Origin of the sequence: Streptosporangium sandarakinum (genome assembly GCF_050942225.1) — a bacterium.
GTDB classification, from domain to species: Bacteria; Actinomycetota; Actinomycetes; order Streptosporangiales; family Streptosporangiaceae; genus Streptosporangium; species Streptosporangium nondiastaticum.
The window spans coordinates 5,975,431-5,999,757 of record NZ_CP192034.1 but is presented as its reverse complement, the minus strand read 5'-3'; the positions used below and the strand labels follow the sequence as shown (position 1 = coordinate 5,999,757).

Sequence of the window (24,327 nt, the reverse complement as noted above, 5' to 3'; positions counted from 1 at the left end):
CGTGGTCATCCTGGCGACAGGCTGGGAATCGGACCCGGGAGGTGGAATGGCGATTCCCGACCAGGGGGACGGTGAACGCCGGGCCGCCGCTCAGGCGCTGGTGCGCGAGAGGATCGAGCTGATCAGGCGGCGCATGCGCCGGGCGGCGATCCTCGACCAGGTGACGTGCCGCCTCGCCGTACGGATGAACGTGCGGCCGGAGGAGGCCGCGGCCCACCTGGCCCGGCTGTCGCACGAGAGCGGGGTGGACCTGCTGGAGGTCGCCCGATCCGTGGACGAACGGGCCGGGGAGCCGCCGGAGGCACCGCGGGTGGACCCGCCGGAATGGGCGGCCCCCGTCATGGAGGCGATGTCGCTGTGCGCCATGTACCTGAGCCCGGTCACCGACGAGACGGGCCGGCTGGTGGACTTCCTCGTCGTCGCGACCACGGAGAGCGGCGAGGACGTCACCGGCCGCCCCCTGGAGGTCTTCCGGGGGCACCGGCTCCTGGAGTTCTCCCCGGGGGTGATGCGCGCCGGGCTGCTGGAGGAGTGCATCCGGGTCTTCGAGACGGGGGAGTCGTTCCAGCGGGGACCGTTCGAGTACGTCGAGGCCAGGAACGACCGGCTGTGGCCGCGCTCGATCAGCGTCCGGGCGAGCCGGGTCGCGGACGGGATCCTGCTCACCTGGCAGGAGCTGGACGAGGAGGAGCGCCTCATCACCGGCTGGGAACGCGCCCAGCGGATCGCCGGCCTGGGCTGGGCCGAGTGGAACCTGGCCAGCGGCCGGACCATCTGGACCCTCCCGATGTACGAGATGTTCGGCCGGGACACGGCGGAGGGGCCCCTGCCGTTCGAGCAGCTCCCCGAGGCGGTCGTGGCGGAGGACCTGGGCGCGGTGGAGGAGGTGGTGCGCACCCTGCTGGAGCACCGGGAGTCGGTCGAGCACGAGTTCCGCGTCCAGCAGCGGCACGGCATCCGGCACGTGCGCCTGGCCGCCGAGCCGGTGCTCGACGGATCCGGCTTCCCGTTCGCCGTCCGCGCCATGGCCCAGGACGTCACCGCGGACCGCCGCCGGGAACGGGCGCTGGCCGAGGCCCGCGACCAGACGCACCAGGCCAGGCACCGGGCCGAGGAGGAGCACCGGGTGGCGCTCGCCCTCCAGGACACGATCATGCCCACCCACCACGGCGTGTTCGACCTGCCCGGCCTGCACATGGGCGTGAGGTACTCGCCCAGCGGTGAGCTCGAACACCTCGGCGGGGACTGGTTCAAGGTGCGTCCGCTGCCCGACGGCCGGGTGCTGGTGGCCATCGGCGACGCCATGGGCCACGGCCTGAGCGCCGTCAGCCTGATGGCCCAGATGCGCAGCGGCCTGGCCGGCCTCGCCTACACCGGCGCCCCGGCCGACCGGCTCGCCAGGTGGCTCAACGAGCTCGCCTTCCACGCCAACCAGAACATCACCGTCACCGGCACCGCCGTCATCGGGCACTTCACCCCCGCCACCCGCACCCTGGAGTGGGTCTCGGCCGGTCACCTGCCGCCCGTCCTCGTCCGCGACGGCAAGGCCGTCTTCCTGGAGACCAGCAACGGCACCATGCTCGGCGCGTTCGAGAACATGGACTACACCCTGACCACGACGCAGCTCGCCCGGGGCGACCTGCTGCTGCTGTACACCGACGGCGTCGTGGAGCGCCGCGGCCGCAGTCTGGACGTCGGCCTGAACGCGATGCTCGACGCCGCCGGGCGCTGCGCCGAGGGGGACCCGGAGAAGAACCTCGTCTGCGTCCTGCGGGAACTCGGAGAGGAGAGCGCGACCGACGACGTCTGCCTGCTGGCGCTGCGGGTCCTCTGACCCCGGCGCGCGGCCCGGGGCGGGTTCCCCGCGGGTCACCCGGACGGCCCGTGCGGCAGGCGCCCCGCCGGGATCCCCCTTCCTGGTGGCACGGGATCCCTCTAAAGGCCGCCGCGGTCGCGGATGGCGCCCAGATCCTCCTTGATCTTGAAGATGACCACCAGCAGCTCCATCCACACGCGGGTCAGCAGGATGGCGAGGAACAGCCCGATCGGCGTGAGGAGCAGGGCGATCACACCGCTCTCCGGGCCGGTGTCGAAGGCGAGGGCCAGCGTGGAGAGCGCCCAGAGGACCTCGACCACCACGAGGATGACGAAGATCACCTTGATGATGCTCGTCGTGACGTAGTGGTCGAAGCTCAGGTCGAAGAGGCGGGCGAAGAACCCCTTCCGCGTGCCGCCGGGCGGAGGGGCCGGATGCTGGTAGGTGGGCGGGGTGTACTGGCCGGGGGTGTAGGGGGTCTGGCCGGGGGAGTGGGGCCCCGGGTCCTGGGTGTGGCCGCTCTGGCCGTACGGCTGCCCGGCCTGGTACGGGTCCTGGGTGTAACCGCCCTGGGCGTAACCGCTCTGGTGGGTGTAACCGCCCTGGGAGTAGTGGCCGTAACCGGGCTGCGGGTCCTGGCTCTGGTAGGGGTTGGTCATCGTCGCGTCCTCGCTGAGGGGTTGGGCGTTGTCACTTTGCCAGAAACCTCCCGGAGGATCACGGCGGTTCCCGACGCGGGAGAGGGCGGAGACGTGGAGAGAGTCTTCCCTGTCATTTGTGTAGCCGATAGAATACGCAAAGTAACTTACCCGTGCTTGTCCCGGTTGGGGGTTTCTCCGTGGATGGTTCGGACGGTCGGGTCCTGATCCTCGTCCTGGTCGCGACGGTCGTGTTCTTCGTCGGCCGGCGGTTCCAGCGGACGGTGGACGCCTGGCTCGGATGGGGCAAGGCGGTGAGCGCGGCGGCCGAGGCCGCGGCGAAGATCACGGACGCGAAGTCGGCGGCGTGGTCGGCGGTCCGCGGCATGGTGGTGGCCGGGGCGGTCACACTGGTCTTCCTGGCCGTGATCGTGAACGCGGTCCGGTCCGGATGACCCCGCTGAGACGTCGCACCCTCCTGGGAACCGAAGGTGCGGCGGCGGCCCGCCGTCCTCCCTCCGGGACGGCGGGCCGTTCGCGTGTGGGAGAGGCGACGGCGGCGGGCCGCTCGCGTGTGAGAGGGGCGGAGGGCGGCGGACCGCTCGCATGCGGGAGAGACGAGGGCGGCTGACCGTTGATCTACGGCGGAGCGGTCTATAGCGTCGTCTGTCGTGACTCACCCCCCACGGTTGTTCAAAGTTCTCGTGGCGGCGGCGGTGCTGATCCCGGTCGGCCTCGCCTCCGTCCCGGCCTCGGCCGACCCCGCCGGCCAGGCCGCCGCCCGCGCCACCTCCGCCGCCGACCCCGCGACCCCCTGGCGCCTGAACCAGTGGCCCCGGACCCAGCCCTGGCAGCAGGACGCCCCCGCCGGCTCCACGACCGCGTTGCGCGCCAAGCCCGGCCTCCCCGCCCCGATCGACCCGCAGAACTGGAAGAACCCGGACCACATGACGTGGGCCGACTACACCAAGCCCCCGGGCGTCGACTGGGCCGATCCCGCGGTCAAGGGGTCCAAGCGGACCTTCCGCGGCGCGCTGGTCCTGCTCGACTACCCCGACCAGTCGTTCGTGGTCACCCGGCCCCAGGGCTCGACCGTCTTCGGCAACCCCAGCGCGGAGGCGCACGACATCCCGCGCGAGAAGGTCGCCCGGTTCTACAAGGACTTCCTCAACACCCCCGGCCCGCTCAACCGCGGCCACACCATCCACGAGTACTGGATGGAGGACTCCGGCGGTCGTTACGGCGTCGACCTGACGGCCTTCGGCCCCTACCGGATGCCCGGCAAGTCGCACGAGTACGGCATGGAGTTCCAGGGCGGCGGCGCCTGCCCGGCCGGCGACACCTGCGACCGGAACATCCGGACCGACGGGAAGGCGGCCTGGGCCGCCGCCGAGGGCGCCGAGGTGCCCGCCGGGTTCGACTTCGTCTTCTTCCTGAGCGCCGGCCAGGACGAGTCGTCCACCTGGCAGGAGTTCGGCCAGATGAAGTTCCCGACGAAGGAGGCGGTGACCGACGACTTCGGCCCGCCCGACCCGGGCCTGCCCAACTGGGCCGACACCCGCTACGTCGACTGGACCTCCTGGGCCTCGGCCGCCTCCATCTGGCCCAACGCCGGGGGCGGGTCGTCCACCCAGGCCGAGAGCTCCGGCCAGGGCGTCTACGCCCACGAGCTCAGCCACATCCTCGGCATCGGCGACAACTACAACAACCCCTTCGGCGTGCCGCCGCGGCGCGCCTACACCGGCATCTGGGAGATGCTCAGCCGCGGCAGCTTCAACGGCCCCGGCGGGCCGCACAGCCGCTGGCTGATCCCGGCCACCGGGGGCGGCTCCATGGGCGCCCAGCACATGCTCCGCAACAAGATCAAGCTGGAGATGGTGGACGAGCGCAACGTGCTGCGCCTGTCGCGCGGGGCGCTCGCCGACTCGGGCGTGGTCATCGCCGAGGTGACCGCCCGGGTGGCGCAGCCGGGGCCGAAGGGCCTGTCCGGGGTCAACATCGCCTTCGGCGACGGCGACCGCGCCCCGGCCTGCGACGTCGCGAAGGATCCGATGTGCGACGGCGGCGGCTACGACAACTACACCGTCGAGGTCGTCGACCGGATGGGCGCCGACTCCTTCACCCCCGACTCGGGCGTGCTGCTGGCCAAGACCAAGAACGCCGACCGCGCGCCGTTCGAGTGGGTGGTCGACGCCAACCCGCAGGACATCGGCATGACCGACTACGTCCTGCCCGACGGCACCGCCGTGCCCATCACGATCGGCGACTACCGCCAGCTGTCGGACGCGCTGTTCCACGCGGGCACCGATTCCGGCTCGGAGTTCGAGTACGTGGACGAGGCCAACCGGCTCCACTTCTACGTCCTCGACCTGCGCCGCGACGCGGCGGGCGTCCTGTCCTACAAGGTCGCGGTCCGCTCCCTGGACGGCGCGGGACCGCAGCGGCGCGGCGTGCGGCTGCTCCCGGCCGCCGGCGTCCCGGCCGGCAAGGGCCTGTCGAGCTGCCGGTTCCCGCTGTTCAACACCGGCCGGGCCGCGGGGACCGGCGCCGGGCACCCCGAGGACGTGCGCGCCTACCTCGGCGGCGACGTCTACCGGCTGTCGGCCGTCGTCCAGGGCCGCGGCTGGACGGCGTCGCTGCCCAACGCGCTCGCGACCGCGGACTTCGGTGACCGGACCGCGGTGACCGTCAACGCGGTGCGGGCCGACGGTGGCAGCCGCCTGGCCACGGTCACCCTGACCGCCACCTCCGAGAGCGACCCGACCCGGACGGCCACGGCCACCTGCCACGTGGTCGGCCTGTAAACGCGGCGGCGCGGGGGACGGACCGTCCGTCCCCCGCGCCGAGCGTCTGATCGCCGCGACTCAGCCCAGCAGCACGCCGAGGAACAGCGCGGCCAGCGCCGACAGGCCGCTGAGCGCGCCGAAGGCGGCCATCGCGCCCCGGCTCCGGGCGCGGGCGTGCAGGAACGCCGTCACGCCGGAGACCACCACGACCGCCATCTTCACGTGCAGGGTGGTCTTGTAGGCCGGGTCGCCGCCGTCGACGGCGAGCATGTTCCAGACGCCGGTCGCGGCCAGGACGGCGAACGCCGGCCAGGCGACCCTGTTGAACGCGCGGGCCGCGGTGCCGGTGACCCCCTCGCCGGCCGTACGGAGCGAGGGGACGAGGAAGGCGAGGGTGAGCTGCCCGCCGACCCAGACGGTGGCGGCCAGCACATGAAGGAAGACACGGACGGTGTCGAGGGATACGGAAAGCACCCGATCAACATATTGGCCGTGCCCGTTGGTCCGGACTCCGGGGATGCGGTCCGACATTTACGACAACGGGCGCTGGTTGTTCCCTGCGCGGACATATTCCGCCGTATAGGCTCCCGGTGATGAACGAGCTGACGCGATGGATCGATCTTGAAGGTGCCGTCAACGTGCGCGACCTCGGCGGGCTCGCGACGGTGGACGGCGGGACCACACGATTCGGCCGGGTCTACCGGTCCGACAACCTGCAGGGGCTGACCGAGCGCGACGTCGAGCTGCTGGTCGGCGAGCTGAAGCTGCGCCACGTCGTGGACCTGCGCTCGGTCGCCGAGGTGTCGCTGGAAGGGCCGGGGCCGCTCACGGCCGTCCCCGAGGTGAACATCCACCACCTCACGCTGTTCGCCGAGAGCGGCGGGAGCACCGACGTCGACGCCGACACGATCGACGGCGCGCGGGTGCTGCCCTGGAAGGAGCGGGGGGAGGAGGACCTCGCCGAGCTGCGGGTGACCGGCTTCTACTACGGCTACCTGCGCGACCGGCCGGACGCCGTGGTGGCCGCCCTGCGGGCCATGGCCCACGACGACGGCGCCGCCATCGTCCACTGCGCGGCGGGCAAGGACCGCACCGGCGTCGTCTGCGCCCTGGCCCTGGAGATCGCCGGGGCCACCCGGGAGGCGATCATCGCCGACTACGTCGCCACCGGTGACCGTCTGGAGGGCATCCTGGCCCGCCTGCGCTCCAGCGCCACCTACCGCGACGACCTCGACTCCCGCCCGGCCGACGACCACCGCCCCCGGCCGGAGTATCTCCGGCAGTTCCTGCGCGTCCTGGACGACCGCTTCGGCGGCCCGCTGGTGTGGCTGGAGTCCAAGGGATGGACCGGCCGCGACTCCGAGGCCCTGCGCTCACGTCTGCGCGACTGACCCGCCCCCCGGGCGACCCGGCGGACCGGTGACGACTCCGCCGGGTAACCCGGGGGCGGCGCGGCCGTACGGCGGTCGCCGGCGAGGGTTCGGCCCGGGGAGGGCCGAGCCTCGCCGCCGGGCCCTCAGAGCGGGACGACGCGGCGCTCGGCAGCGGATCGCCGGGCGGCCTCCAGGACGGCGAGGACCCCGGCGGCCTCCTCCGGGTCCACCGGGGGAGGGGCGCCCTCGCGCAGGCACGCCACCACGCCCCGGTAGAAGTCGAGGTAGGCGCCCGGCTCGGTGCGGACCGGGCGATGGTCGTCGTCGGTGCCCAGGACGCCCCAGCGCTCCTCCGGCTCCTCGCCGAAGCCGGGAGAGCCCGGATCGGCGCCCGCGCGCAGGCGCTCCTCCTGCACGTCCAGGCCGTGCTTGACGTATCCCGCCCGGGAACCCAGGACGCGGAAGCGGGGGCCGAGCACCGGGGCGACCGAGCTGACCCACAGGTGGGAGCGGGCGCCGCCCGCGTGGGTGAGGGCGACGAAGGTGTCGTCGTCGGCGGCGACGCCCGGACGGCGCACGTCGGACTCGGCGTAGACCTCGATGGCCGGGCCGAGCAGCCGCAGGGCCTGGTCCACCAGGTGGCTGCCCAGGTCGTACAGCAGGCCGCCGAGCTCCTCGGCGCCGCCCGTCTCGCGCCAGCCGCCCTTGGGGACGGGACGCCAGCGCTCGAACCGGGACTCCAGCCGGGTGACCTCGCCGAGCTCGCCGGAGGAGACCAGCCGCTCGACGGTCCGGAAGTCGCCGTCCCAGCGGCGGTTCTGGAAGACCGTCAGCATCAGGCCGCGCTCGCGCGCCAGCCGCGCCAGGTCGCGCGCCTCCGCCGCGGTCGCGGCGAGCGGCTTGTCCACCACCACCGGCAGGCCCGCCTCCAGCGCGGCCCGGGCCAGCGGAACATGGGTGCGGTTGGGGGAGGCGACCACCACCAGGTCGCTCTCCTCCCACAGCTCCGCGGCGTCGCCCACCGCCCGCGCGCCGTACCTGCGGCGCACCTCGGCGGCCCGCTCCGGGTTGCCGGTCACCACCGCCGACAGGCGCAGACCCGGCGTCGCGGCGATCAGGGGGGCGTGGAAGAACGCCCCGGCCACGCCGTAGCCGACCAGCCCGACGCGCAGGCCGGCCGCCGCGCCGTCCCCGGGGGCCGCCGTACCGGTCACCGCGTCGGTCACCGCGTCAGTCGCCGGGCCGGCCGCCGCGTCGGTCACCGCGTCAGTCACCGTGCCGCTCGTCCCGCTCGGCGAGGAACGCCTCGAACTGGGCGGCGAGCTCGTCGCCGGTCGGCATCTCGGACGGCTCGGCGATCAGGTTGCCGCGTTCGGAACCGGCGGCGAAGGCGTCGTACTGCTGCTCCAGGCCGCTGATGGCGGTGGACAGCTCCGCGGACGCCTCGATCTGCTCGGCGATCTCGACGTCGGTCTTGGCCGCGGCCTCGCGCAGGCCCTCCAGCGGGAACACCAGGCCGGTGCTGCCGGTGATCGACTCCAGGGCGGTCACCGCGGCCGCGGGGTACTCCGCCTGGGCGAGGTAGTGCGGGACGTGCACCGCGTGCCCCAGGGCGTCGTGCCCCTCGGCGCCCAGCCGGAACTCGATCAGCGCGGCGACGCTGCCCGGCACCCGCACCTCGCCGAAGACGCTGGTCCGGCCGGCGACCAGCTCGGGGCGGGTGGCGTGGCTCGTCACGCCCAGCGGGCGGGTGTGCGGCACCGCCATCGGGATGCCGTGCGCGGTCACCAGCGTGCCCACGCCCAGCCGGGTGACCAGCGTCCCGACGGCCGCGACGAACAGCTCCCACTGGAAGTCGGGCTCGGGACCGGACAGCAGCAGGAACGGCGTGCCGGTGGTGTCGTGGACCAGCCGCAGGACGAGCTCGGAGCTCTCCACGCCGGACCACCGGTCGGTGTCGAACGTCATCACCGGCCGCCGGGAGCGGTAGTCGAGCAGGCGGTCCACGTCGAACGTCGCGATGACCCGGTGCTCCAGCTCGGCGAGCAGGTGGCCGATGGCGAGGCGCCCCGCGGCGCCGGCGTCCACGAAACCGTCGAAGTGGTAGAGCAGCACCGGATCGGTCAGCTCAGGGAGGTCACCGCCGAGCCGGTAGAGATCCGTCGGGTCTGACACCGTACTTCCAGCCTTTCGTCAGTCGTCTCTTCAGGTGAACCCGTGGGGCGTCCGGTGAATTCCGCCGTCCACGGCGATCACTGGGCACCCTATCGGGGCAGAATGGAGCACATGCAGCCTGACCCGGAGCTGGAGGAGTTCGCCACCCGCCTGTTCGGCCTGGCCAGAGCGGGGGAGACCGACCTGCTCCGGGCCTACGTCGAGGCCGGGGTGCCGGTCGATCTGGCCAACGACAAAGGTGACACCCTGCTGATGCTCGCCGCCTACCACGGTCACGCGGCGACCGTCCGGGCGCTGGCCGAGCTGGGGGCCGACCCCGGCAGGCCGAACGACCGCGGGCAGACGCCGCTGGCCGGGGCGGTCTTCAAGAAGGAGCCCGAGGTGGTCCGGGCGCTCCTTGAGGCCGGCGCCGATCCGTACGCGGGCACCCCGTCGGCGGCGGACACGGCGCGGATGTTCGGAAACGACGAATATCTGAAATGGTTTCAGAACCGGCCGAAAACCTGAAGTTGGTATTTACGGGTGTATAGGAAAACGTTCGGTGTTCGTCCATTCTTGACGGGTGGAGACCACGACCGCCCGACGGGCATCCCGGCCCCTTCGCATCCCACCGCTTCCCTGCCCGTTCCCCAGCCAGGTCAGTCCGTACGCCGACCAGGCGGACAAGGAGACCCTGGAGTGGCTCGCCGACTCCGGGATGCTCGACGACGAAATGGTGGAACGTTACCGCCGGGCCGGATACGGCTGGCTCTGCGCCCGGACCTACCCCCATGCCGACCATGACGCGCTCCGCCTGGTGACCGACTGGTGCGTGTGGCTGTTCGCCTTCGACGACGTCTTCTGCGAGTCGGACCGGCGGGCCGCGGAGATCGCCCGCGCGCTGCCCCGCTTCCTCGCGGTCCTCGACGAGCCGGAGTCCGCGGGCCGGCCCGGCGACGCGTTCGCCAGGGCGCTGCTGGAGATCAGGGGGAGGATCGCCGCCTCGGGCGACGCCGACCAGCTCGAACGCTGGTGCGCCGCCACCAGGGACTACCTGTCCGCGCAGGTGTGGGAGGCCGCCAACCGCGAGGACCGGGTGGTGCCCTCCCTCGCCGACTACGTCTTCATGCGGCGGCGGACCGGGGCGATGCTCACCGTTTTCGCGCTCATCGACATCGTCAACGGTCACCGCCTCACCCCCGGCGAATGGCGCCACCCTCTCGTGCGCGCGGTCACCGGGCACGCCAACGACGTCGTCGTCTGGGACAACGACCTCATCTCCTACGCCAAGGAGAACGAGGGCGTCAACGCCCGCAACAACCTGGTGACCGTGCTCGCCCGGCACCGCCGCTGCTCCCGGCAGCGGGCGATGGAGCTGATCGCCGGGATGCGCGACCGGGCCATCGCCGACATGGTGGCCGCCCGCCCGTCGCTGGAGGCGCTCGGCTCCGAGGCGGTGCTCGCCTACCTGAGCGGCCTGGAGTTCTGGATCAGCGGGAGCATCGACTACTCGCTGACCAGCTCCCGCTACACCGGCGCCTGGGAGCGGGCGGCCGGGCTCGCCTCCGGCTGACCGCCGCGGATCATCCGGGACGGCCGGTCACGCCTTCCGCCGACCGTCACGGACCATCCCGGGCGGCCGGGTCATGCCTTCCGCTGACCCGCCGCGATCACCGCCGCTGGGTGGCGGGGTCGTCGGGGTCGCCGCCGAGGGCCAGCTCGATCAGCTCGTCCAGGTTGAGCCTCCTGCCCTGGGCGAAGGCCTCCTCGAACTCCTCCTCGCCGAGGACCCGCTTGCACTCCTTGACGCACCGGTCGTGCTCGGAGTTGAAGAACGGCGAGTTCATCTGCGGCATGCCGAAGGTGCGCCAGTTGGCCTGCCCGCCGCCCATCAGCAGCGCCGCCAGCCCCGGCTGCCCGGCGTCCAGGGCCTGCCTGGCGACCACCTCGATCGCCAGGCCGATGCCCAGCACGTCGTGGAAGTAGCGCTTGAGCCGCAGCGCCTCGCGGGCGTTGTCCATGGCCTCGGAGACGCGGCCCATCCCCTGGCAGACGCTGGCCAGGGCGTAGATGGCGTAGGAGCGCAGCCACAGTTCGCCGCGCTGGGTGCAGACCGCGATGCAGTCGCGCAGCAGCGTCTCGGCCTCCGCCGGGTCGTTCTGCATGAGCAGCACCATCGACAGCTCGACGATCGAGGGCAGCAGGCCCGGGTTGAGCTCCCGGCCGCTCTTGTGGAACTCGATCGCCACGCCGAGCAGCGCGCTGGCCTTCTGCAGGTCGCCCTGGAGGAAGGCCGCCGTGCCGAGCATCTTGGTGGCGAGGATGACGGCCCCGGAATCGCCCACCCGGACCGCGTCGGAGCTGCACTTCTCGGCCGCGTCCACGGCCCCCGCGATGTTGCCCTGCGCGCTGTGGACGTAGGACAGCACCCACAGGGCCTTGCACCGCTCCGCGCTCGGCTGCGGCGCCAGCTCCAGGGTCTTCTCCAGGTAGAGCCTGCCCTCGCGGGCCAGGCCGCAGGCCACCCACATGAACCACAGGGACGACAGCAGCTTCAGCCCCTCCTGGACCTCCGCGGGGTCGCGCAGGCAGTGGTCCAGGGCGACCCTGATGTTGTCGTGCTCGTGGCGCATCCGGACGTACCAGTACACCTGGCGGGCACCCGACCAGGCGTCCTCGCTCCGCCTGGCGAGCTGGAGGTAGTAGTCGCGGTGCTTCCTGCGGACGCGGCCGGTCTCGCCCAGCTTCTCCAGCCACTCCTCGCCGTACTGGCGCAGCGTGTCGATCAGCCGGTAGCGGTGCCCCGAGGGGGTGCCGTCGCTCAGCAGGATCGACTTCTCCACCAGGCTGGAGATGAGATCCATGACGTCCTCGGCGGGCAGGTTGTCGCCGGAGCAGACGTAGCGGGCGGCGTCGAGCTCGAAGTCGCCGGCGAAGACCGACAGCCTGGCCCACAGCAGCCGCTCGGCGGGCTCGCACAGCTCGTGGCTCCAGCCGATCGCGGCGCGCAGCGTCTGGTGCCGGGGCAGCGCCGTACGGCTGGCCCCGGCGAGCAGGCTGAACCGGTCGGCCAGCAGGCCCAGGATCTGCTCCACCGACAGCGCCCGCATCCGGACCGCGGCCAGCTCGATGGCGAGCGGGATGCCGTCGAGGCGGCGGCACAGCTCGGAGACCGGGCCGATGTTGTGCTCGTCCAGCACGAAGTTGGGCACCACGGCGCTCGCCCGGGCGGCGAACAGCTGCACGGCCTCGTTGGTGAAGACGTCCTCGCCGGGCGTGTCACCGGGCACGGCCAGCGGCGGGATGGCGATCGTGTGCTCGCCCCGGGCGTTCAGCGACTGGCGGCTGGTCGCCAGGATGGTCAGGCCCCCGGCGTTGCTCAGCAGCTCCTCGAACAGCTCGGCGCAGGCGTCGACCAGGTGCTCGCAGGTGTCGATGATCAGCAGGATCTCGCGGTCGCCGAGCCACTCGATCAGGGTCTCGTCGGCCGAGCGGGACGACTGGTCGGCGATCCCGAGGGCCGCGGTGATCGTGTGCCGGACCATCCCGGAGTCCTGCAGCCGGGCCAGGTCGGCGAACCACACGCCGTCCTTGAACTGGCTGCGCATCAGGTGCGCGATGCGCAGCGCCGTACGCGACTTGCCGACGCCGCCGATGCCCGTCACCGTGACCAGGCGGTGCCGGCCGAGGCGCTGCCGGAGCGTGGCCAGCAGCCTCGTGCGCCCCACGAAGCTGGTCAGCTCGTTGGGAAGATTGCCGTCTCGCCGCCATCCAGATGGCGTTGCCATGGCCGCCTCACGGGGGTAGTGCCAGGGGGAGATCACACCTGCTCTGGCATCGTACCCGCCGGGACCTCAGGCTGTCCCCGCACGCGGATCATCCGCCCCCGCCCGGCCGGGGGTCCCGCGCGGCGGCCCGGATCCCGTCCCGCCGGCCCTGGCCCTGGCTCCGCCTACCGCCGGACCCCGGGATCGGTGACCGGTGACGCGCCGGCCGCGGGGATCACCCCGGCGAGCGCCGAGGAGCGCAGGGCCCGGACCACCCCGGCGGGCGCGCTGTAGTTCAGCGTGTGCGCGGCCCCCGGGACCTCGGCCAGCTCGCCGCGGGGCAGCAGGGCGGCGACCCGCCGCGCCCAGGACCGGGACGCGATGAGGTCCCGTGCCCCGCGCACCACCACCGCCGGGACGCGCACGAGACCCAGCTTGTCCTCGACCGGGTCGGCGAGGGCGGCGGCGAGCGTGGCGAAGTAGCGGCGCGGGCCGCAGACGAGGTAGTCGCGCGCCAGCACCGGCATGAGGAGGGGCCGCTCCAGGACCGTGTTCGCGGCCAGCCGTACCCCCTGCCGCCAGGCCGACCGCGCGCCGGCGTCCATGGTGGGGCCGATCAGCGCCATCGGCCCGGCCAACTCGGGGGAGTGCGCCGCCAGGTCGACGACCACCTGGCAGCCGACGGAGTTGGCCACCAGCGGCGCACCGCCGCGCCCGGTGGCGCGCAGCCACCCGGCCAGCGCCAGGGACAGGCCGCGGATGTCCAGCGGCTCGCGCGGCCCCGGGGTCCGGCCGAACCCCGGCAGGTCCACCGCGACCACCCGCGACGCCGGGGCCAGGTGGCGGGCCAGCGGAAGGAAGTAGCGGTGGGAGCAGCCCAGGCCGTGGACGCACACCACCTCGGGCGCGGACGCGGGGCCGAGCACCGCGGCGTACATGGGGATCCCCGCGACGGCGGTGACCTCCCGCCCGTCCCAGCCGGACGACTCGCGCCGCCTCACGCGGACGCCTCCGGCGGGACCGGGACCGGGGGAGCGGAGCCGGCGCCGGCCGCGAGCCCGCCCCTGTCGTACGGCGCGCGCTGTCCCATGCGGTGCCCTTCGGGTGGGGGAGGAGACCGCCGGGCGGCGGCTCGCCCCCTCACTCCCCCGGAGGCTCACGCCGAAACGGGGCCGTTTCTGACTAGCATGGACGGGTGAGCACGTACGAGCCCGACGACCTGCGGCCCGTCGACCTGTCCGATGACGGCCCGCCCATCCTGCCCGACCAGACCTCCGACGACACCGACGTCGGCTGGGGCGACTGGCGGCGGTCCGACGACGACGCCCGCCTGCTGGAGGAGCGCCCGCCCCACTGGGGCTGACGGCGGACACGGACCGACGGCGGACACGGCGGGTCCGGCCCGGCCGCGGCGGCGCGGGCCCGACTCCCCGTGGTCGCACCCGGCCCTGCCCGGCTCTCCCCGCGGGCCCGCCTCCCGGCCCTGCCCGGCTCTGCCCCGTCCTCCCCGCGGGCCCGTCAGTCGCGGGGGAGCAGGGTGCCCAGCGGCCCGAGGTCGAGGTTGAGGTCCGACCGCTCCAGGCCGAAGCGGTCGCACAGGTCGTCCATCGCCTCGTCCAGCCGCATCAGCGTCAGCCCGAGCGCCTCGACCTGCTCGTCGGCCAGGTCGCCGTGGTCCATCCGCCGCACGCACTGCCGTTCCACGAGCTGGCGCACCAGCTCGACGACGGTGAGCACGAGGCAGCTCAGGTCACGCTCGACGTGCTCGGGGTCGGTCCTGATGCGGCGGGGGGCCGAGCGTCCCCCGCCCGGCGCGGGACCCACGGCCTCCGGCTCGTCCGGCAGATCTCCCACGAGGCCACGTGTGGGCTCCGCGGCCCCCGGCTCGTCCGGAGGCTTCCTTACGAACCCGCGCGTGGGCTCCGCGGCCTCGCCGTCCGGCGGATCCCGCACGAACCCGCGCGCGGACTCCGCGGCCTCGCCGTCGGGTGGCGTCGTGCCGTACGGGCGGTCCCCGGGGCGCCTCCCGGGCGGCTCACGGCGGTCCATGCCAGGTCTCCCGTCCGTGCCGGATCCCCTGTCCGGCGGGCTCGGACTCGCGGACGGACATGATCAGCAGGCGCAGGGAGATCTGCACCAGGTCGATGTCGGCGATGGACAGCACGACGTCGCCGTTGACGGTGACGCCGCCCGCCAGCAGCCGGTCCAGCAGGTCCACGAGCGCCACGCGCTCCGGGGGCAGGCGCCCCTCCGCGGCCAGCGCCGCGCCCCGCGGCCCCTCGTGGGTCATCGCACGCCTCCGGCGTCCACCGCGCCGAGGTCGAGGGCGGTGAACGAGTAGGGCGCCCAGGGGCCGGTCAGCTCGATGTCGGCCCCCTGCCCCCGCAGCGAGTCGACGACGGCGGCGAACTCGCCGCCGCGGTCGTCGTCGACGAGGTAGGCGCCGTTGAGCACCATCGCCTCCTCGCGGCCGGACAGGCTCGGGTCCTGGGCCCGGTGCCGCCTGTTCGCGACGGAGACGGCCGCCAGCGCGGTGTGGACGTGCTCGGCCTGGTCGGCCGCGACCCGCCACGCGTCCTCCCGGCCGCGCAGGCTCGCCCTGCGGCGCTTCAGGTAGGCGATACCCGGGCTGTCGGATCCGGCGGCCCCGGCGGCCTCCTCTCCGGGCGGCGGGGCGGTCTCGCGCCGCGCGTACGCCTTCACCCCCCACTCGCTGCGCCCGGCGACCTGCGACAGCAGCGCGGTGAAGTCCTTCCGCCGGTCCCGCAGCAGCTCGCGGACCTGCTCGTCGCCGCCGTAGACGGTCACGAGCCGGACCGGCGCCGTCGGGGCCGTCCCGGCCACCGCCTCCACGACGCGGTGGTGGGCACGGGCCATCTCGCTCACCCAGTCGAGGTCCTCCAGGGAGCGCCGCAGCGGCTCCTCGCCGAACCGGTCCAGCGGCACGGTGCTCACGTACGCGACCAGGCCGGCGTCCGCCACCGTCCGCACGGGCGTGCCGGCCACGCCGGTCAGGCCCGCGGAGCCGGGGGCGTCCTTGTCCCGGGTGATCGCATAGACATACGTGCCGGTGTCCGGCATATCTCACTCCTTCGTTTTGCTCCCCTTCACTCCCCGGCCTCGCGTGGGCGCCCGCCGCCGGTCCGGCCCGAACCCCGGAGGGAGCGGCGCTCCTCCGGAGCGTCGCCCAGCTCCTGGCGGCGCCGGCGCTCCTCGAACTCCTCCCGCCGCTCGCGGCCCTCGCGGAGGTCACGCGGGTAGTCCCGGTATTCGAGGTCGTTCTCCGCCTCGGCGAGCCGCCTGCGCAGGCGGCGGTTCTCCTCGGAGAGGTCGTGGTCGGGCCTGCTGAGCCACGGGTCGTGCTCCCACCAGTCGATGCCCAGCTCCCTGGCGGTGTCCACCGAGGCGATCAGCAACCGCAGCTTGATCGTCAGCAGCTCGATGTCCAGCAGGTTCACCCGGATGTCACCGACGATCACCACGCCCCGGTCGAGCACCCGCTCCAGGATGTCGCCGAGGTTGGTGGTGGACTCGCGCCGGGCGGGCGGCCTGCCCCCGTAGGCGGGGGAGGCGGAGCCGTACCGCGTCGGATCGGTCACTTCGCCACCTCCGCTACTCGTCGCCCCTGCCGCGCTTGTAACGCCGCGTCCTGCGGTAGGAGAGGAGATCTCCGTCCGCGTCGAGCTGGATCTCGTAGAGCGCCAGGACGTCGCCGGAGGAGGGGACGCGGCGGTCCTCGACGACCTCGATCCCGACCTTCCAGCCGTCCTGGTCCGGCTGCACGAACGTGACGCCCTCCGGCTCCCGCCCGGTCAGGTCGCCGATCTGCTCCAGCCCGGCACGGCCGGCGGTGGCCGCGGTCAGGGCGCGCGACCGCCGCCGGGCGCGCCGGGACCCGTCCGCCGGCTCGTCGCGCTCCTCCTCGAACTCCTCCTCGTCCTCGGCCAGGTCGTCCTCGGCGGCACCGCCCCCGCCGCGCTCCTCCAGTGGCTCGTCCTCGTAGTCTTCGGAGGCGCCGGCCCTGTCGTCCCCGGCGCGGGCTCTCCGCCTGGTGGGCACGCCGATCACTCCTCTTCCCCGTCGTACGGCGCGGGCGCGCCGCGGGGCAGGTCGGGCTGGGTCACCATCCGCTCAAGGATCTCCGTCATGGCCTGTCTCTCCTCCTCCTCGGAGATCTCCCCGGAGCGTCTGGCCTCCTCCAGATCCTCCAGTTGCCGCCGGACCGCGGCCGGATGGTGCAGTTCCATCTCGGCCTGGTCCTGGATCACCTCGGCGATCTTGACGAGCGCGCGGAGCGGTAGCAGCGGCAGGCCGACGGTCAGGTCGAACAGCAGGTCCACCGTGTCACTCCTCCGGTCGTGGCGCCGCCACGAAGTCGTACGGCGCCAGCGGGCCGAGCAGCCGCAGGTCGATCCGGCCGGCCCAGCGGTCGCCCAGGTCGTCCAGCGCCTCGTCGAACTCGTCCTGCCGCTCCTCGTCCACCAGGACGGCCACGTGCGCGGCGTCCTGCTCGTGGGTCGGCTCCCGCACCGAGACCGCGACGCACAGCGGCGCGACGGCTTCGACGAGCTCCTGGGTGTCGGCGTCGCGCTTGGCCGCCACCGCCTCGCCGATCATCTGCCCGAGCCGGATCCGCGCGTCCCAGGTCGCCTCCTCCGGCTGCCCGCGGACCTCCTCGCGCAGCCGTCCGGCCTCGGGGATCTCGTCGAGGACCTCCCTGATGATCACCGATTCGACGTAGCGGCCCTTGATGACGTACTCGGCGCGCCCTTCGAGCTCCTCCAGCGCGGCGAGGAACTCGTCGTGGTGCGGGGCCAGCAGTTCCTTCACCACCTCCTTGGGTCCGGTCATCACCGCCCCGAAGCGGAACGGCAGCACGGGCACCTCGGCGGCGGTCGCGTCCAGCAGTTGCTCGTGGGCCAGCAGGTCGTCGGGCCTGCCGAGCGGGCGGTCCAGGACGATGTCGCTGACCAGCGCCGCGATCTCGCCGTGCCGTACCAGCGTGACCTCCCCGTCGGCCACGCCGAGCGTGCCCGGCTCGGTCTCGACGTCCGCCGGGACGATGCCGTAGACGTAGGCGTAGCCGGTGCGCCCGCGCCGGGCGGCCCCGCCGGACCGGGAGGGCGCGGCCTTGCCGCTCGTCTCGCCGGCCGTCTTGCCGCTGGTCTTGCCGGCCGTCTTGCCGCTGGTCTTGCGGGCCGGCTTCGCGGTCGTCTTCCCGTCGGCCTCGCCGGCCGTCCTGCCGGTCGTCCTCCGCGCGGGCTCCCGCGCCGTCTGCCCCGATCCGGTGGTCGCCGTCTTTCCGGTGCTGCCCGGCATGTCAGTACTCCTCCCTCCGGCGGCGGGACGCCGGCCTGCGCTCATGCTCGGCCTCGGAGACGAAGTCACGCAGCTTCTCCCCGGCGGCCTCGATGGCTCCCTGGGCGATCCCCTTGGTCTTCGATCTGCTGATGCCCTGCGTGGTGCCCTCCAGGACCTCCGGCAGCCCCTTGCCGCCGGTCTCCGCCAGGTCCAGCCGGTTGGTGGCCTCCGCGAAGCGGAGGTAGGTGTCGACGCTGGCGATGACGATGCGCGCGTCGATCGTGAGGATCTCGATGCCGACGAGCGAGACCCTGACGAAGGCGTCGATCACGAGGCCCTTGTCGAGGATCGTGTCGATGACGTCTGCCAGGCCCGACGAGGATCCTCCGCGGCCACCTCCTCCGCCTCCACCCGCCGAAGGTTGCACGATGGTCATTCGGTCCTCCTCCGATTCCGTGTTCGCTCCGTGTCCCCCGAGCCACGCGTTCCGGCGCCTCCGGGTCAGGCGTCCCGGTCCTCCCCGATCAGGCGCCCCGGCCTTCCGGGTCGGACGTCCCGGGTTTCCGGGCCGGGCGTCCCGGGTTTCCCGGTCAGGCGTTCCGGGCGGCGGCCCTACGGCGGGGCCGGCGGGCGGGAGGCTCCTCTTCCTCCTCCTCTTCCGGCTCCGGTTCGGCCCGGCGGCCTCGCGCGGCCTGTTCGCGGCGCGGCGCGACGCGGCGCCGTCCACCCGCGGCCCGCGGTTCCTCCTCCTCTTCCTCTCCCCCCTCGGGCTCCTCTTCTTCCTCCTCGCCCTCTTCCTCCTCGGGCTCCTCTTCCTCCTCCTCGGCGCCTTCGGCGGCCTCCCGCTCCTCGGGCTCCTCCTCGCCGCCGGCCTCCTCGCGCTCGCGCTCCTCTTCCTCCTCGCGCAGCGCGGTCTCCTGGTCCTTGACGACCTCGCCGTCGCGGATCTCGCCGCGCCAGCCCTCCAGGTCGTCGGGGTTGAGGACGGTCTGCAGCATGACGTGCCGCCTGAAGTGCTTGAGCTCCAGGCGCACCCGCCGGCCCTGGGCCCGCCAGAGGTTGCCGGTGTATTCGAAGAGCCCCTTGGGGTAGTACTCGACCACCAGCAGGACCCGGGTCATGTCGGGGGTGACCTCGTGGAAGGTCACGGAGCCGTTGGGGTAGCCCTTCGGGCCCTCGGACCGCCAGACGATCCGCTGGTCCGGCACCTGCTCGATGATCGTCGACTTCCAGGTGCGGTGAGAGAGGAAGATCTGCGCCCGCCACTGGTTCTTCTCGTCGGACTCCTGGTCGACGTTCTCCACCTTCTTCATGAAGCTGGGAAAGCCCCCGAACTGGGTCCACTGGTCGTAGACGAGCCGTCGCGGGGCACCGACGTCGATGGACTCGACGATGTTGGTGACCTTGAGCTTCTTGCCCTTGCCGCCGCCGCCCTTACCACCGGTGATCTTCTTGAGCAGACCGCCTCCCGCCATCTTGACGACCCCTTTCAGCCCGGAGGCCACTGGATGCTTGGAACCGATGACGGAGCCTGCGAGCCCGAGCAGACCGGAGTCGCTGTTCTGCAGGTAGTCGGTCAGCCGGCCGGTCAGGTCGTCGACCTTGTCGGTGACCGAGGAAAGGACCCGGTCACCGAGGGCCTCGGCGAGGTTGCGGAGTTCGTCGGTGAGCTGGTCGACGGGCAGTGCCCGCTCGACCTCGCGGACCAGTCCGCCGCCCCTGGAGGTTTCGGCCATGGGACGTCACCCCCGCGCCCTGCGGACCGGCCGCTCACGGGCCGGCGTCGTCTCGCGCTGTACGGCGCGGCGCCTGCCTCCCCTGGCTCGCGGCGGTTCCTCCTCTTCCTCCTCCTCTTCCTCCTCTTCCTCGGGCTCCTCCCGAGCGGCGCGCGTCCTGCCGGCCTGCCTGCCCCTGCCCGCGGCGCGGCGCGGGGGAGGCTCTTCTTCTTCCTCCTCCTCGGGTTCCTCTTCCTCCTCGTACTCCTCCTCCTCGGCCTCGGGTTCCTCCCGGGCGGTCCTGCCCCTGCCTCGGGCGGCGCGGCGCCTGGGGCGCTCCTCCTCTTCCTCTTCTTCCTCGGGTTCCTCCTCGGCGCCCTGCGCCTTGGTCCTGAGTGACTCCGCGCGGTCGTGGAGCTTCGAGGTCAGGGTGTCGATCTGCCTGCTGGCCGCCGCCCGGGCCGCGGCCTTGCCCACCTCGAGCAGTTCGCCGCGGACGGCGTTGGTGATCTTCTCCAGCTCGGGGGAGGAGGTGAGCAGCTTCATGCCCTGCTGGAGCAGGTCGCCGCCGGCGCCTTCCTTGCCGCCCAGCTTTCCGAGCTTGCCGGTCGCGCCCGCCGCCGCCAGCGCGAGCGCGGCGCGCAACTTGTGATGCCGTCCGAGAAAGTAACCCGCGGCGACACCGAGGGCCACCTGCAGTCCGCACTTCATGATCGCCACTCCCCAGTCGATCACTCCGTCATGGGATCCGCCCGTCCGAAGGCTCCGCCGGCCGGATGCGAGGGAAGACGCCGCCGGGGCGGTCGCCTGCCGCGTTGAAAGTGCCGGAAGCCTGCGGCTCCCGAATTAGCGGTTGCATACCCGTGAAAACGGCACTGGAACACATGTAGGTAGAAAACGGACAGAAGTGACAATAGAAAAGCGGGGCCGGGGCCGTCGTCCGGGCCCGGGGGCTCAGCCCGCCAGCGCGTCGTGCAGGGCTTCGAGGCCGTCGCGGTAGATGCCGGTGAACAGGTCGACCGCCTCGACGAGCCGCCGCGCCTCATCCGGACACGCCGCACCCGCTCCGACCTGACCAGGCTCGGCTAGGAGACGATGTCCCTCCGGCGGAACCTGCGGAAGGCGACGGCGACCAGGATCACCGAGTAGGAGACCGAGACGGCCACCCCCTTGACCATGCCGCCGTAGTCGGGCTGCGGGGCCAGCGCGTCCATCCACGCCGTGCTCCAGAACGTCGGCAGGAACTCCCGGAGCGTCCCGAGCGCCTCCACCGCCTGCAGGATGGTGCTCACGATCACCAGGCCGACGGCCCCGCCGACCGCGCCGAGCGGCGAGTCCGTCGAGATCGACAGCAGGAAGGCCAGCGCCGCCACCACGAGCTGGCTGACCAGCACGTAGCCGACCACGACCGCGAACCGGGGCAGCACGTCCGCCGCCGCGACGGTCTCGCCGGTACCGGGCACCCGCACGTCGTGCCAGCCGAAGGCGAGGGTCCCGGCCAGCAGCGCCATCGCCGGCAGGCAGACCACCGCCGCCGTCGAGTAACCCATCGCCACGATCGCCTTCTGGCGCAGCAGCCGGTCACGCGGGACGGGGGCGGCAAGCAGGTAGCGCAGCGAGGACCAGTTCGCCTCCCCGGCCACGGTGTCACCGCAGAACAGCGCCACCGCGACGGCCAGCAGGAAGCTCGCCGACACCGACAGTGTGAACGCCGCGAAGTTCAGCCCGCCCTCGGTCGCCAGGTCGGAGACGCGCGTCGCCGCGCCCCGCCGCCCGGTCCCGGCGCCGAGCTCGAACGCCACCACCAGGACCCACGGCAGCGCCAGCAGCAGGCCGAACACGACCATCGTGCGGCGCCGCCTGAGCTGGCGGACGGCCTCCACCGCCAGCGGCAGCGTGCGCCGGGCCGCGTACCCGCGGGCGGAGCCGTCCGCGCCGGGCGGCGGTGCGGCGGTGGAGCCGTCCGCGCCGGGCGGTTCCGCCGCGGCGGGTGCAGAGCCGTTCACGGTCTCTCCCCGGGTCATGCCTTCTCCCCGATCAGGTCCAGGAACACGTCCTCCAGGCGGGCGCCCGCGCCGCCGGCCGGGGCGCGCCCGGCCAGCAGGTCGCCGACCGTCCCGGCCGTGATGAGCCGCCCGCGCCGCATGACCACCACGTGGCTGCAGGTCTGCTCCACCTCGGCCAGCAGGTGGCTGGAGACGATGACCGTACGGCCCCGCGCCGCGTAGGCGATCAGGACCTCTCGCATCTCGCGGATCTGGGGCGGGTCGAGGCCGTTGGTGGGCTCGTCCAGGACCAGCAGGTCGGGCAGGCCGAGCATGGCCTGGGCGATGGCCAGGCGCTGGCGCATGCCCTGGGAGTAGGTGCGCACCGCCCGGTCCAGCGCGCCGCCGAGCCCGGCGATCTCCAGGGCCTCGGCGAAGCGGGCGTCCTCGGCGGGACGCCCGGTGGCCCGCCAGTACAGCTCCAGGTTGGCCCGGCCGGTCAGGTGCGGCAGGAACCCCGGGCCCTCGACGAAGGAACCCAGCCGGGACAGCACCGGCGCGCCGGGCGTCACCCGGTGGCCGAAGATCCGGATCTCGCCGCCGTCCGGGCGGATCAGGCCCATCAGCATCCGCAGGGTGGTGGTCTTGCCCGCGCCGTTGGGACCGAGCAGGCCGAGCACCTGGCCCTGCCCGACGGTGAAGGACAGGTCGTCCACGGCCCGCTCGCCGTTGCCGTACGCCTTGGTCAGGCCGCTGATCCGCAGCGGGACGTCGCTCAGGGCCGGGTCGTGGTCGGCGGCGCCGCGCCGCCGGCCCGTGAGGACCAGGACCGCCGCGACGACGAGGGAGGCCAGCGGCAGCGCCCAGGTCCACCAGGCGGGGCCCGTCGCGGGGGTCCGCAGGGCCGTGACGGTCGGCACCGTCACCGACGGCGAGGCCAGCCCGACGACGTGCACGGCCGGCTCGGCCGGGGTGCTGTAGCCGAGGTCGGTGGTGGTGAACGCGACGCGCAGCCGGTGTCCGGCGTCGAAGCGGTGGTCGACGGCCGGCAGGCGCACCGTGGCCTCTCCGGCGCCGCCCGCCGGGACGGTGATCCGGACGGGGGCGGCGAGCCCCTCGGGCAGCACCGGCGCCTGCCCGTCCGCGACGTCGTACAGCTTGGCGAACAGCGTCACCTCGTCCCCGGCCGCCGGGGCGGAGGAGATCTTCCCCCCTTCCGCGCCGGGTGCCGGGCGGACCCGCACCTTCACGGTGGCCGAGCCGGTGACCTGGAGCGGGGCGGTGAGCGGAGCGGAGTCGAAGACGGCGCTCTGACCGGGCATGTCGGCCGACACGCCTAATCCGCCCAGTCCGCCCGCGCCGCCCGCGAGCCCGGCGAGCCCGCCGAACCCGGGGATGGTGGAGATCGAGGCGGGGGAGCCGCCCGGCGGGTTGGCCACCGGCTGCTCCGCGCCGCGCAGCGGCACCGTGGCGCTTTCGGAACCGGACAGGCCGGGGTAGCGGGCGGCGGTGGCGTGCAGCTGCACCGGGCGCCGGGTGCCCGGGTCGCGGCCGCCGTCGCGGGTGACGGTGAACGCGGCGCCGGGATCGCCCGCGCCGGGTGTCCGCTTCAGGTGGCGGTCGAACCAGCCGAGGGTCCGCTCGTGCAGCCAGTCGGCCTCGCCGTCGCCGCCGTCGTGGCCGCCGTCGAACCAGGCGACGCCGACCGGCGCGCCCGTCGCGGCGATGGCCCTGGCGTTGGCGTCGGCGTGGCCGAGCGGGAACAGCGAGTCGCTCAGCCCCTGGAGCAGCAGCGTCGGGACCTTGATCCTCCCGGGGACGGAGACCGGGCTGGAGCGGCGCAGGATGCCGACCGCCTCCGGCGTGGCCCGGCCGCTCTCGGCGACCCGCTGGTACATGTCGCAGATCTCCGGCAGGAACCGGCCGCACCGGACGTCCTGCGCGGTGGCCGGGACGGCGGGGGCCGTCCCGGAGGGGTCACCGGAACCGCCGGAACCGTTCGGACCGTCGGAACCGGCCGTGTCGCCGGAGTCCCCGGAAGCGGCGGGGCCGCCGGGGTCGCCCGCGCCGCCCGTGAGGCCGGGGCCGCCCGGTCCCGACCGCGGCTCCGGGCCGCTCCGGCTGAAGAACAGCCCGGCCCACATCCGCTTGAACACGCCGTTCTCCGGCCCGCCGCCGCCCGCGTCCGGGAACAGCGCGTCGGCCAGGTCGTACCAGGTGATCTGCGGGACGATCGCGTCGATCCGGGGGTCGTGGGCGGCGGACATCAGGGCGATCGCCCCGCCGTAGGACCCGCCCGCGACGCCGACGCGCGGGTCGCCCGCGGCGTCGAGCAGGACCTGCGGCTGCCGCGCCAGCCAGTCGACGAGCTGCCGTACGTCCTTGACCTCGTAGTCGGGGGAGTTGAGCGCGATCTGCCCGCCGGAGCGGCCGAAGCCGCGGGCCGACCACGTCAGTACGGCGTAGCCCTCCCCGGCCAGCCGCGCCGCCTCCTCCCGGACGCTCTGCTTGCTGCCGCCGAAACCGTGGGCCAGCAGCACCGCGGGCGCCCGGCCGCCGCCCGCGGGCGGGAAGAAGCTGGTGTCGAGCCTGACCCGCTGGTCGTCTCGGGGACCGTCGGTCACGGTGATCCACCGGTCCTGGGCCCGTACCGGCGGCGCGGACGGCCACAGCAGCCAGGCGGCGGTACCGATGACCAGCACGACCGCCGCCGCGATCCAGGTGACCGTCCTTCGTTGCATCCCGCGAGCTTACCGACGCCCGCTGAGAGCCCGCTGAGACGCCGTCCGGGA

Annotated in this window: 25 protein-coding genes; 7 read left to right on the top strand and 18 right to left on the bottom strand. The window is 73.5% G+C overall.

Annotated features, from left to right (window positions below; genetic code table 11):
* The first annotated feature begins 46 nt into the window (after positions 1–46).
* Positions 47–1,834, top strand: coding sequence for a PP2C family protein-serine/threonine phosphatase (locus ACQP10_RS27745; RefSeq protein ID WP_346023090.1), 1,788 nt, complete (start codon positions 47–49; stop codon positions 1,832–1,834).
* A 101-nt stretch (positions 1,835–1,935) separates the two neighbouring features.
* Here the strand turns inward: ACQP10_RS27745 and ACQP10_RS27740 are convergent, their stop codons facing one another.
* Positions 1,936–2,475 carry a DUF4282 domain-containing protein gene (locus tag ACQP10_RS27740; protein ID WP_433540018.1) on the bottom strand — a complete coding sequence of 180 codons (540 nt, stop codon included), beginning with the start codon at positions 2,473–2,475 and terminating at the stop codon, positions 1,936–1,938.
* 179 nt (positions 2,476–2,654) lie between these two features.
* Here ACQP10_RS27740 and ACQP10_RS27735 point away from each other — a divergent pair, with 179 nt between their 5' ends.
* Together ACQP10_RS27735 and ACQP10_RS27730 are read left to right on the top strand one after the other, a co-directional pair.
* Positions 2,655–2,909, top strand: coding sequence for a hypothetical protein (locus tag ACQP10_RS27735; protein ID WP_179826797.1), 255 nt, complete (start codon positions 2,655–2,657; stop codon positions 2,907–2,909).
* A gap of 216 nt (positions 2,910–3,125) precedes the next feature.
* Positions 3,126–5,258 carry a M6 family metalloprotease domain-containing protein gene (locus ACQP10_RS27730; RefSeq protein ID WP_433540017.1) on the top strand — a complete coding sequence of 711 codons (2,133 nt, stop codon included), beginning with the start codon at positions 3,126–3,128 and terminating at the stop codon, positions 5,256–5,258.
* Positions 5,259–5,318: 60 nt separating this feature from the next.
* On the opposite strand, the gene ACQP10_RS27725 is transcribed toward ACQP10_RS27730, so the two are convergent.
* A complete protein-coding gene (locus ACQP10_RS27725) occupies positions 5,319–5,714 on the bottom strand; it encodes a hypothetical protein (RefSeq protein WP_179826799.1) in 396 nt (131 codons plus the stop codon).
* A gap of 119 nt (positions 5,715–5,833) precedes the next feature.
* On the opposite strand from ACQP10_RS27725, the gene ACQP10_RS27720 reads away from it, so the two are divergent.
* Positions 5,834–6,631: a tyrosine-protein phosphatase gene (locus ACQP10_RS27720; RefSeq protein WP_179826801.1), complete on the top strand. Its 798-nt coding sequence runs from the start codon at positions 5,834–5,836 to the stop codon at positions 6,629–6,631.
* Between the two features lie 125 nt (positions 6,632–6,756).
* Here the strand turns inward: ACQP10_RS27720 and ACQP10_RS27715 are convergent, their stop codons facing one another.
* Together ACQP10_RS27715 and ACQP10_RS27710 are read right to left on the bottom strand one after the other, a co-directional pair.
* Positions 6,757–7,839 (bottom strand): Gfo/Idh/MocA family oxidoreductase, encoded by a 1,083-nt coding sequence (locus ACQP10_RS27715; protein ID WP_386148429.1) that lies wholly within the window; start codon positions 7,837–7,839, stop codon positions 6,757–6,759.
* 40 nt (positions 7,840–7,879) lie between these two features.
* A complete protein-coding gene (locus ACQP10_RS27710; protein WP_179826804.1) occupies positions 7,880–8,788 on the bottom strand; it encodes a proteasome assembly chaperone family protein in 909 nt (302 codons plus the stop codon).
* A 102-nt stretch (positions 8,789–8,890) separates the two neighbouring features.
* Here ACQP10_RS27710 and ACQP10_RS27705 point away from each other — a divergent pair, with 102 nt between their 5' ends.
* Positions 8,891–9,295, top strand: coding sequence for an ankyrin repeat domain-containing protein (locus tag ACQP10_RS27705; RefSeq protein ID WP_179826806.1), 405 nt, complete (start codon positions 8,891–8,893; stop codon positions 9,293–9,295).
* Positions 9,296–9,350: 55 nt separating this feature from the next.
* Positions 9,351–10,340, top strand: coding sequence for a 4-epi-cubebol synthase (locus ACQP10_RS27700; protein ID WP_179826808.1), 990 nt, complete (start codon positions 9,351–9,353; stop codon positions 10,338–10,340).
* 97 nt (positions 10,341–10,437) lie between these two features.
* Here the strand turns inward: ACQP10_RS27700 and ACQP10_RS27695 are convergent, their stop codons facing one another.
* Complete coding sequence (locus tag ACQP10_RS27695) at positions 10,438–12,555, bottom strand: ATP-binding protein (protein WP_355642463.1); 2,118 nt, start codon at positions 12,553–12,555, stop codon at positions 10,438–10,440.
* Positions 12,556–12,719: 164 nt separating this feature from the next.
* Positions 12,720–13,535: an alpha/beta fold hydrolase gene (locus ACQP10_RS27690; protein WP_433540016.1), complete on the bottom strand. Its 816-nt coding sequence runs from the start codon at positions 13,533–13,535 to the stop codon at positions 12,720–12,722.
* Between the two features lie 194 nt (positions 13,536–13,729).
* Here ACQP10_RS27690 and ACQP10_RS27685 point away from each other — a divergent pair, with 194 nt between their 5' ends.
* Positions 13,730–13,897: a hypothetical protein gene (locus ACQP10_RS27685; protein ID WP_179826812.1), complete on the top strand. Its 168-nt coding sequence runs from the start codon at positions 13,730–13,732 to the stop codon at positions 13,895–13,897.
* A 155-nt stretch (positions 13,898–14,052) separates the two neighbouring features.
* On the opposite strand, the gene ACQP10_RS27680 is transcribed toward ACQP10_RS27685, so the two are convergent.
* The 12 genes from ACQP10_RS27680 to ACQP10_RS27625 all read right to left on the bottom strand — a co-directional run bounded on the left by ACQP10_RS27680 (position 14,053) and on the right by ACQP10_RS27625 (position 24,276).
* Entirely contained in the window at positions 14,053–14,388 is a 336-nt protein-coding gene (locus ACQP10_RS27680) for a gas vesicle protein K (protein WP_346023085.1), read from the bottom strand.
* A gap of 181 nt (positions 14,389–14,569) precedes the next feature.
* A complete protein-coding gene (locus ACQP10_RS27675; RefSeq protein ID WP_399499426.1) occupies positions 14,570–14,824 on the bottom strand; it encodes a gas vesicle protein in 255 nt (84 codons plus the stop codon).
* Positions 14,821–15,615, bottom strand: coding sequence for a GvpL/GvpF family gas vesicle protein (locus ACQP10_RS27670; protein ID WP_346023083.1), 795 nt, complete (start codon positions 15,613–15,615; stop codon positions 14,821–14,823). The genes ACQP10_RS27675 and ACQP10_RS27670 overlap by 4 nt, the downstream gene beginning before the upstream one ends.
* A gap of 26 nt (positions 15,616–15,641) precedes the next feature.
* Complete coding sequence (locus tag ACQP10_RS27665; RefSeq protein ID WP_179826818.1) at positions 15,642–16,133, bottom strand: gas vesicle protein; 492 nt, start codon at positions 16,131–16,133, stop codon at positions 15,642–15,644.
* A gap of 13 nt (positions 16,134–16,146) precedes the next feature.
* A complete protein-coding gene (gene gvpO, locus ACQP10_RS27660) occupies positions 16,147–16,593 on the bottom strand; it encodes a gas vesicle protein GvpO (protein ID WP_346023082.1) in 447 nt (148 codons plus the stop codon).
* 5 nt (positions 16,594–16,598) lie between these two features.
* On the bottom strand, positions 16,599–16,874 hold the full coding sequence (locus ACQP10_RS27655) for a gas vesicle protein GvpG (protein ID WP_189245461.1): 276 nt from the start codon (positions 16,872–16,874) through the stop codon (positions 16,599–16,601).
* Between the two features lie 4 nt (positions 16,875–16,878).
* Positions 16,879–17,853, bottom strand: coding sequence for a GvpL/GvpF family gas vesicle protein (locus tag ACQP10_RS27650; protein ID WP_433540015.1), 975 nt, complete (start codon positions 17,851–17,853; stop codon positions 16,879–16,881).
* 1 nt (position 17,854) lies between these two features.
* Positions 17,855–18,271 carry a gas vesicle protein GvpJ gene (gvpJ, locus tag ACQP10_RS27645; protein ID WP_346023080.1) on the bottom strand — a complete coding sequence of 139 codons (417 nt, stop codon included), beginning with the start codon at positions 18,269–18,271 and terminating at the stop codon, positions 17,855–17,857.
* Positions 18,272–18,425: 154 nt separating this feature from the next.
* Entirely contained in the window at positions 18,426–19,571 is a 1,146-nt protein-coding gene (locus tag ACQP10_RS27640; protein ID WP_433540014.1) for an SRPBCC family protein, read from the bottom strand.
* Positions 19,572–19,577: 6 nt separating this feature from the next.
* Positions 19,578–20,285, bottom strand: a complete 708-nt coding sequence (locus tag ACQP10_RS27635) for a hypothetical protein (protein WP_355642452.1) — start codon at positions 20,283–20,285, stop codon at positions 19,578–19,580.
* A 350-nt stretch (positions 20,286–20,635) separates the two neighbouring features.
* Positions 20,636–21,556 carry an ABC transporter permease gene (locus ACQP10_RS27630; RefSeq protein WP_433540013.1) on the bottom strand — a complete coding sequence of 307 codons (921 nt, stop codon included), beginning with the start codon at positions 21,554–21,556 and terminating at the stop codon, positions 20,636–20,638.
* Positions 21,557–21,570: 14 nt separating this feature from the next.
* On the bottom strand, positions 21,571–24,276 hold the full coding sequence (locus ACQP10_RS27625) for a CocE/NonD family hydrolase (RefSeq protein ID WP_433540012.1): 2,706 nt from the start codon (positions 24,274–24,276) through the stop codon (positions 21,571–21,573).
* Positions 24,277–24,327: the final 51 nt, after the last annotated feature.

Bases quoted from the DNA above. Each gene is read 5' to 3' on its own strand.
- ACQP10_RS27625 (WP_433540012.1), bottom strand. From the start codon at position 24,276: ATGCAACGAAGGACGGTCACCTGGATCGCGGCGGCGGTCGTGCTGGTC.
- ACQP10_RS27640 (WP_433540014.1), bottom strand. From the start codon at position 19,571: ATGGCCGAAACCTCCAGGGGCGGCGGACTGGTCCGCGAGGTCGAGCGG.
- ACQP10_RS27720 (WP_179826801.1), top strand. From the start codon at position 5,834: ATGAACGAGCTGACGCGATGGATCGATCTTGAAGGTGCCGTCAACGTG.
- ACQP10_RS27745 (WP_346023090.1), top strand. From the start codon at position 47: ATGGCGATTCCCGACCAGGGGGACGGTGAACGCCGGGCCGCCGCTCAG.
- ACQP10_RS27705 (WP_179826806.1), top strand. From the start codon at position 8,891: ATGGAGCACATGCAGCCTGACCCGGAGCTGGAGGAGTTCGCCACCCGC.
- gvpJ (WP_346023080.1), bottom strand. From the start codon at position 18,271: ATGACCATCGTGCAACCTTCGGCGGGTGGAGGCGGAGGAGGTGGCCGC.
- ACQP10_RS27650 (WP_433540015.1), bottom strand. From the start codon at position 17,853: ATGCCGGGCAGCACCGGAAAGACGGCGACCACCGGATCGGGGCAGACG.
- ACQP10_RS27695 (WP_355642463.1), bottom strand. From the start codon at position 12,555: ATGGCAACGCCATCTGGATGGCGGCGAGACGGCAATCTTCCCAACGAG.
- ACQP10_RS27740 (WP_433540018.1), bottom strand. From the start codon at position 2,475: ATGACCAACCCCTACCAGAGCCAGGACCCGCAGCCCGGTTACGGCCAC.
- ACQP10_RS27675 (WP_399499426.1), bottom strand. From the start codon at position 14,824: ATGACCCACGAGGGGCCGCGGGGCGCGGCGCTGGCCGCGGAGGGGCGC.
- ACQP10_RS27670 (WP_346023083.1), bottom strand. From the start codon at position 15,615: ATGCCGGACACCGGCACGTATGTCTATGCGATCACCCGGGACAAGGAC.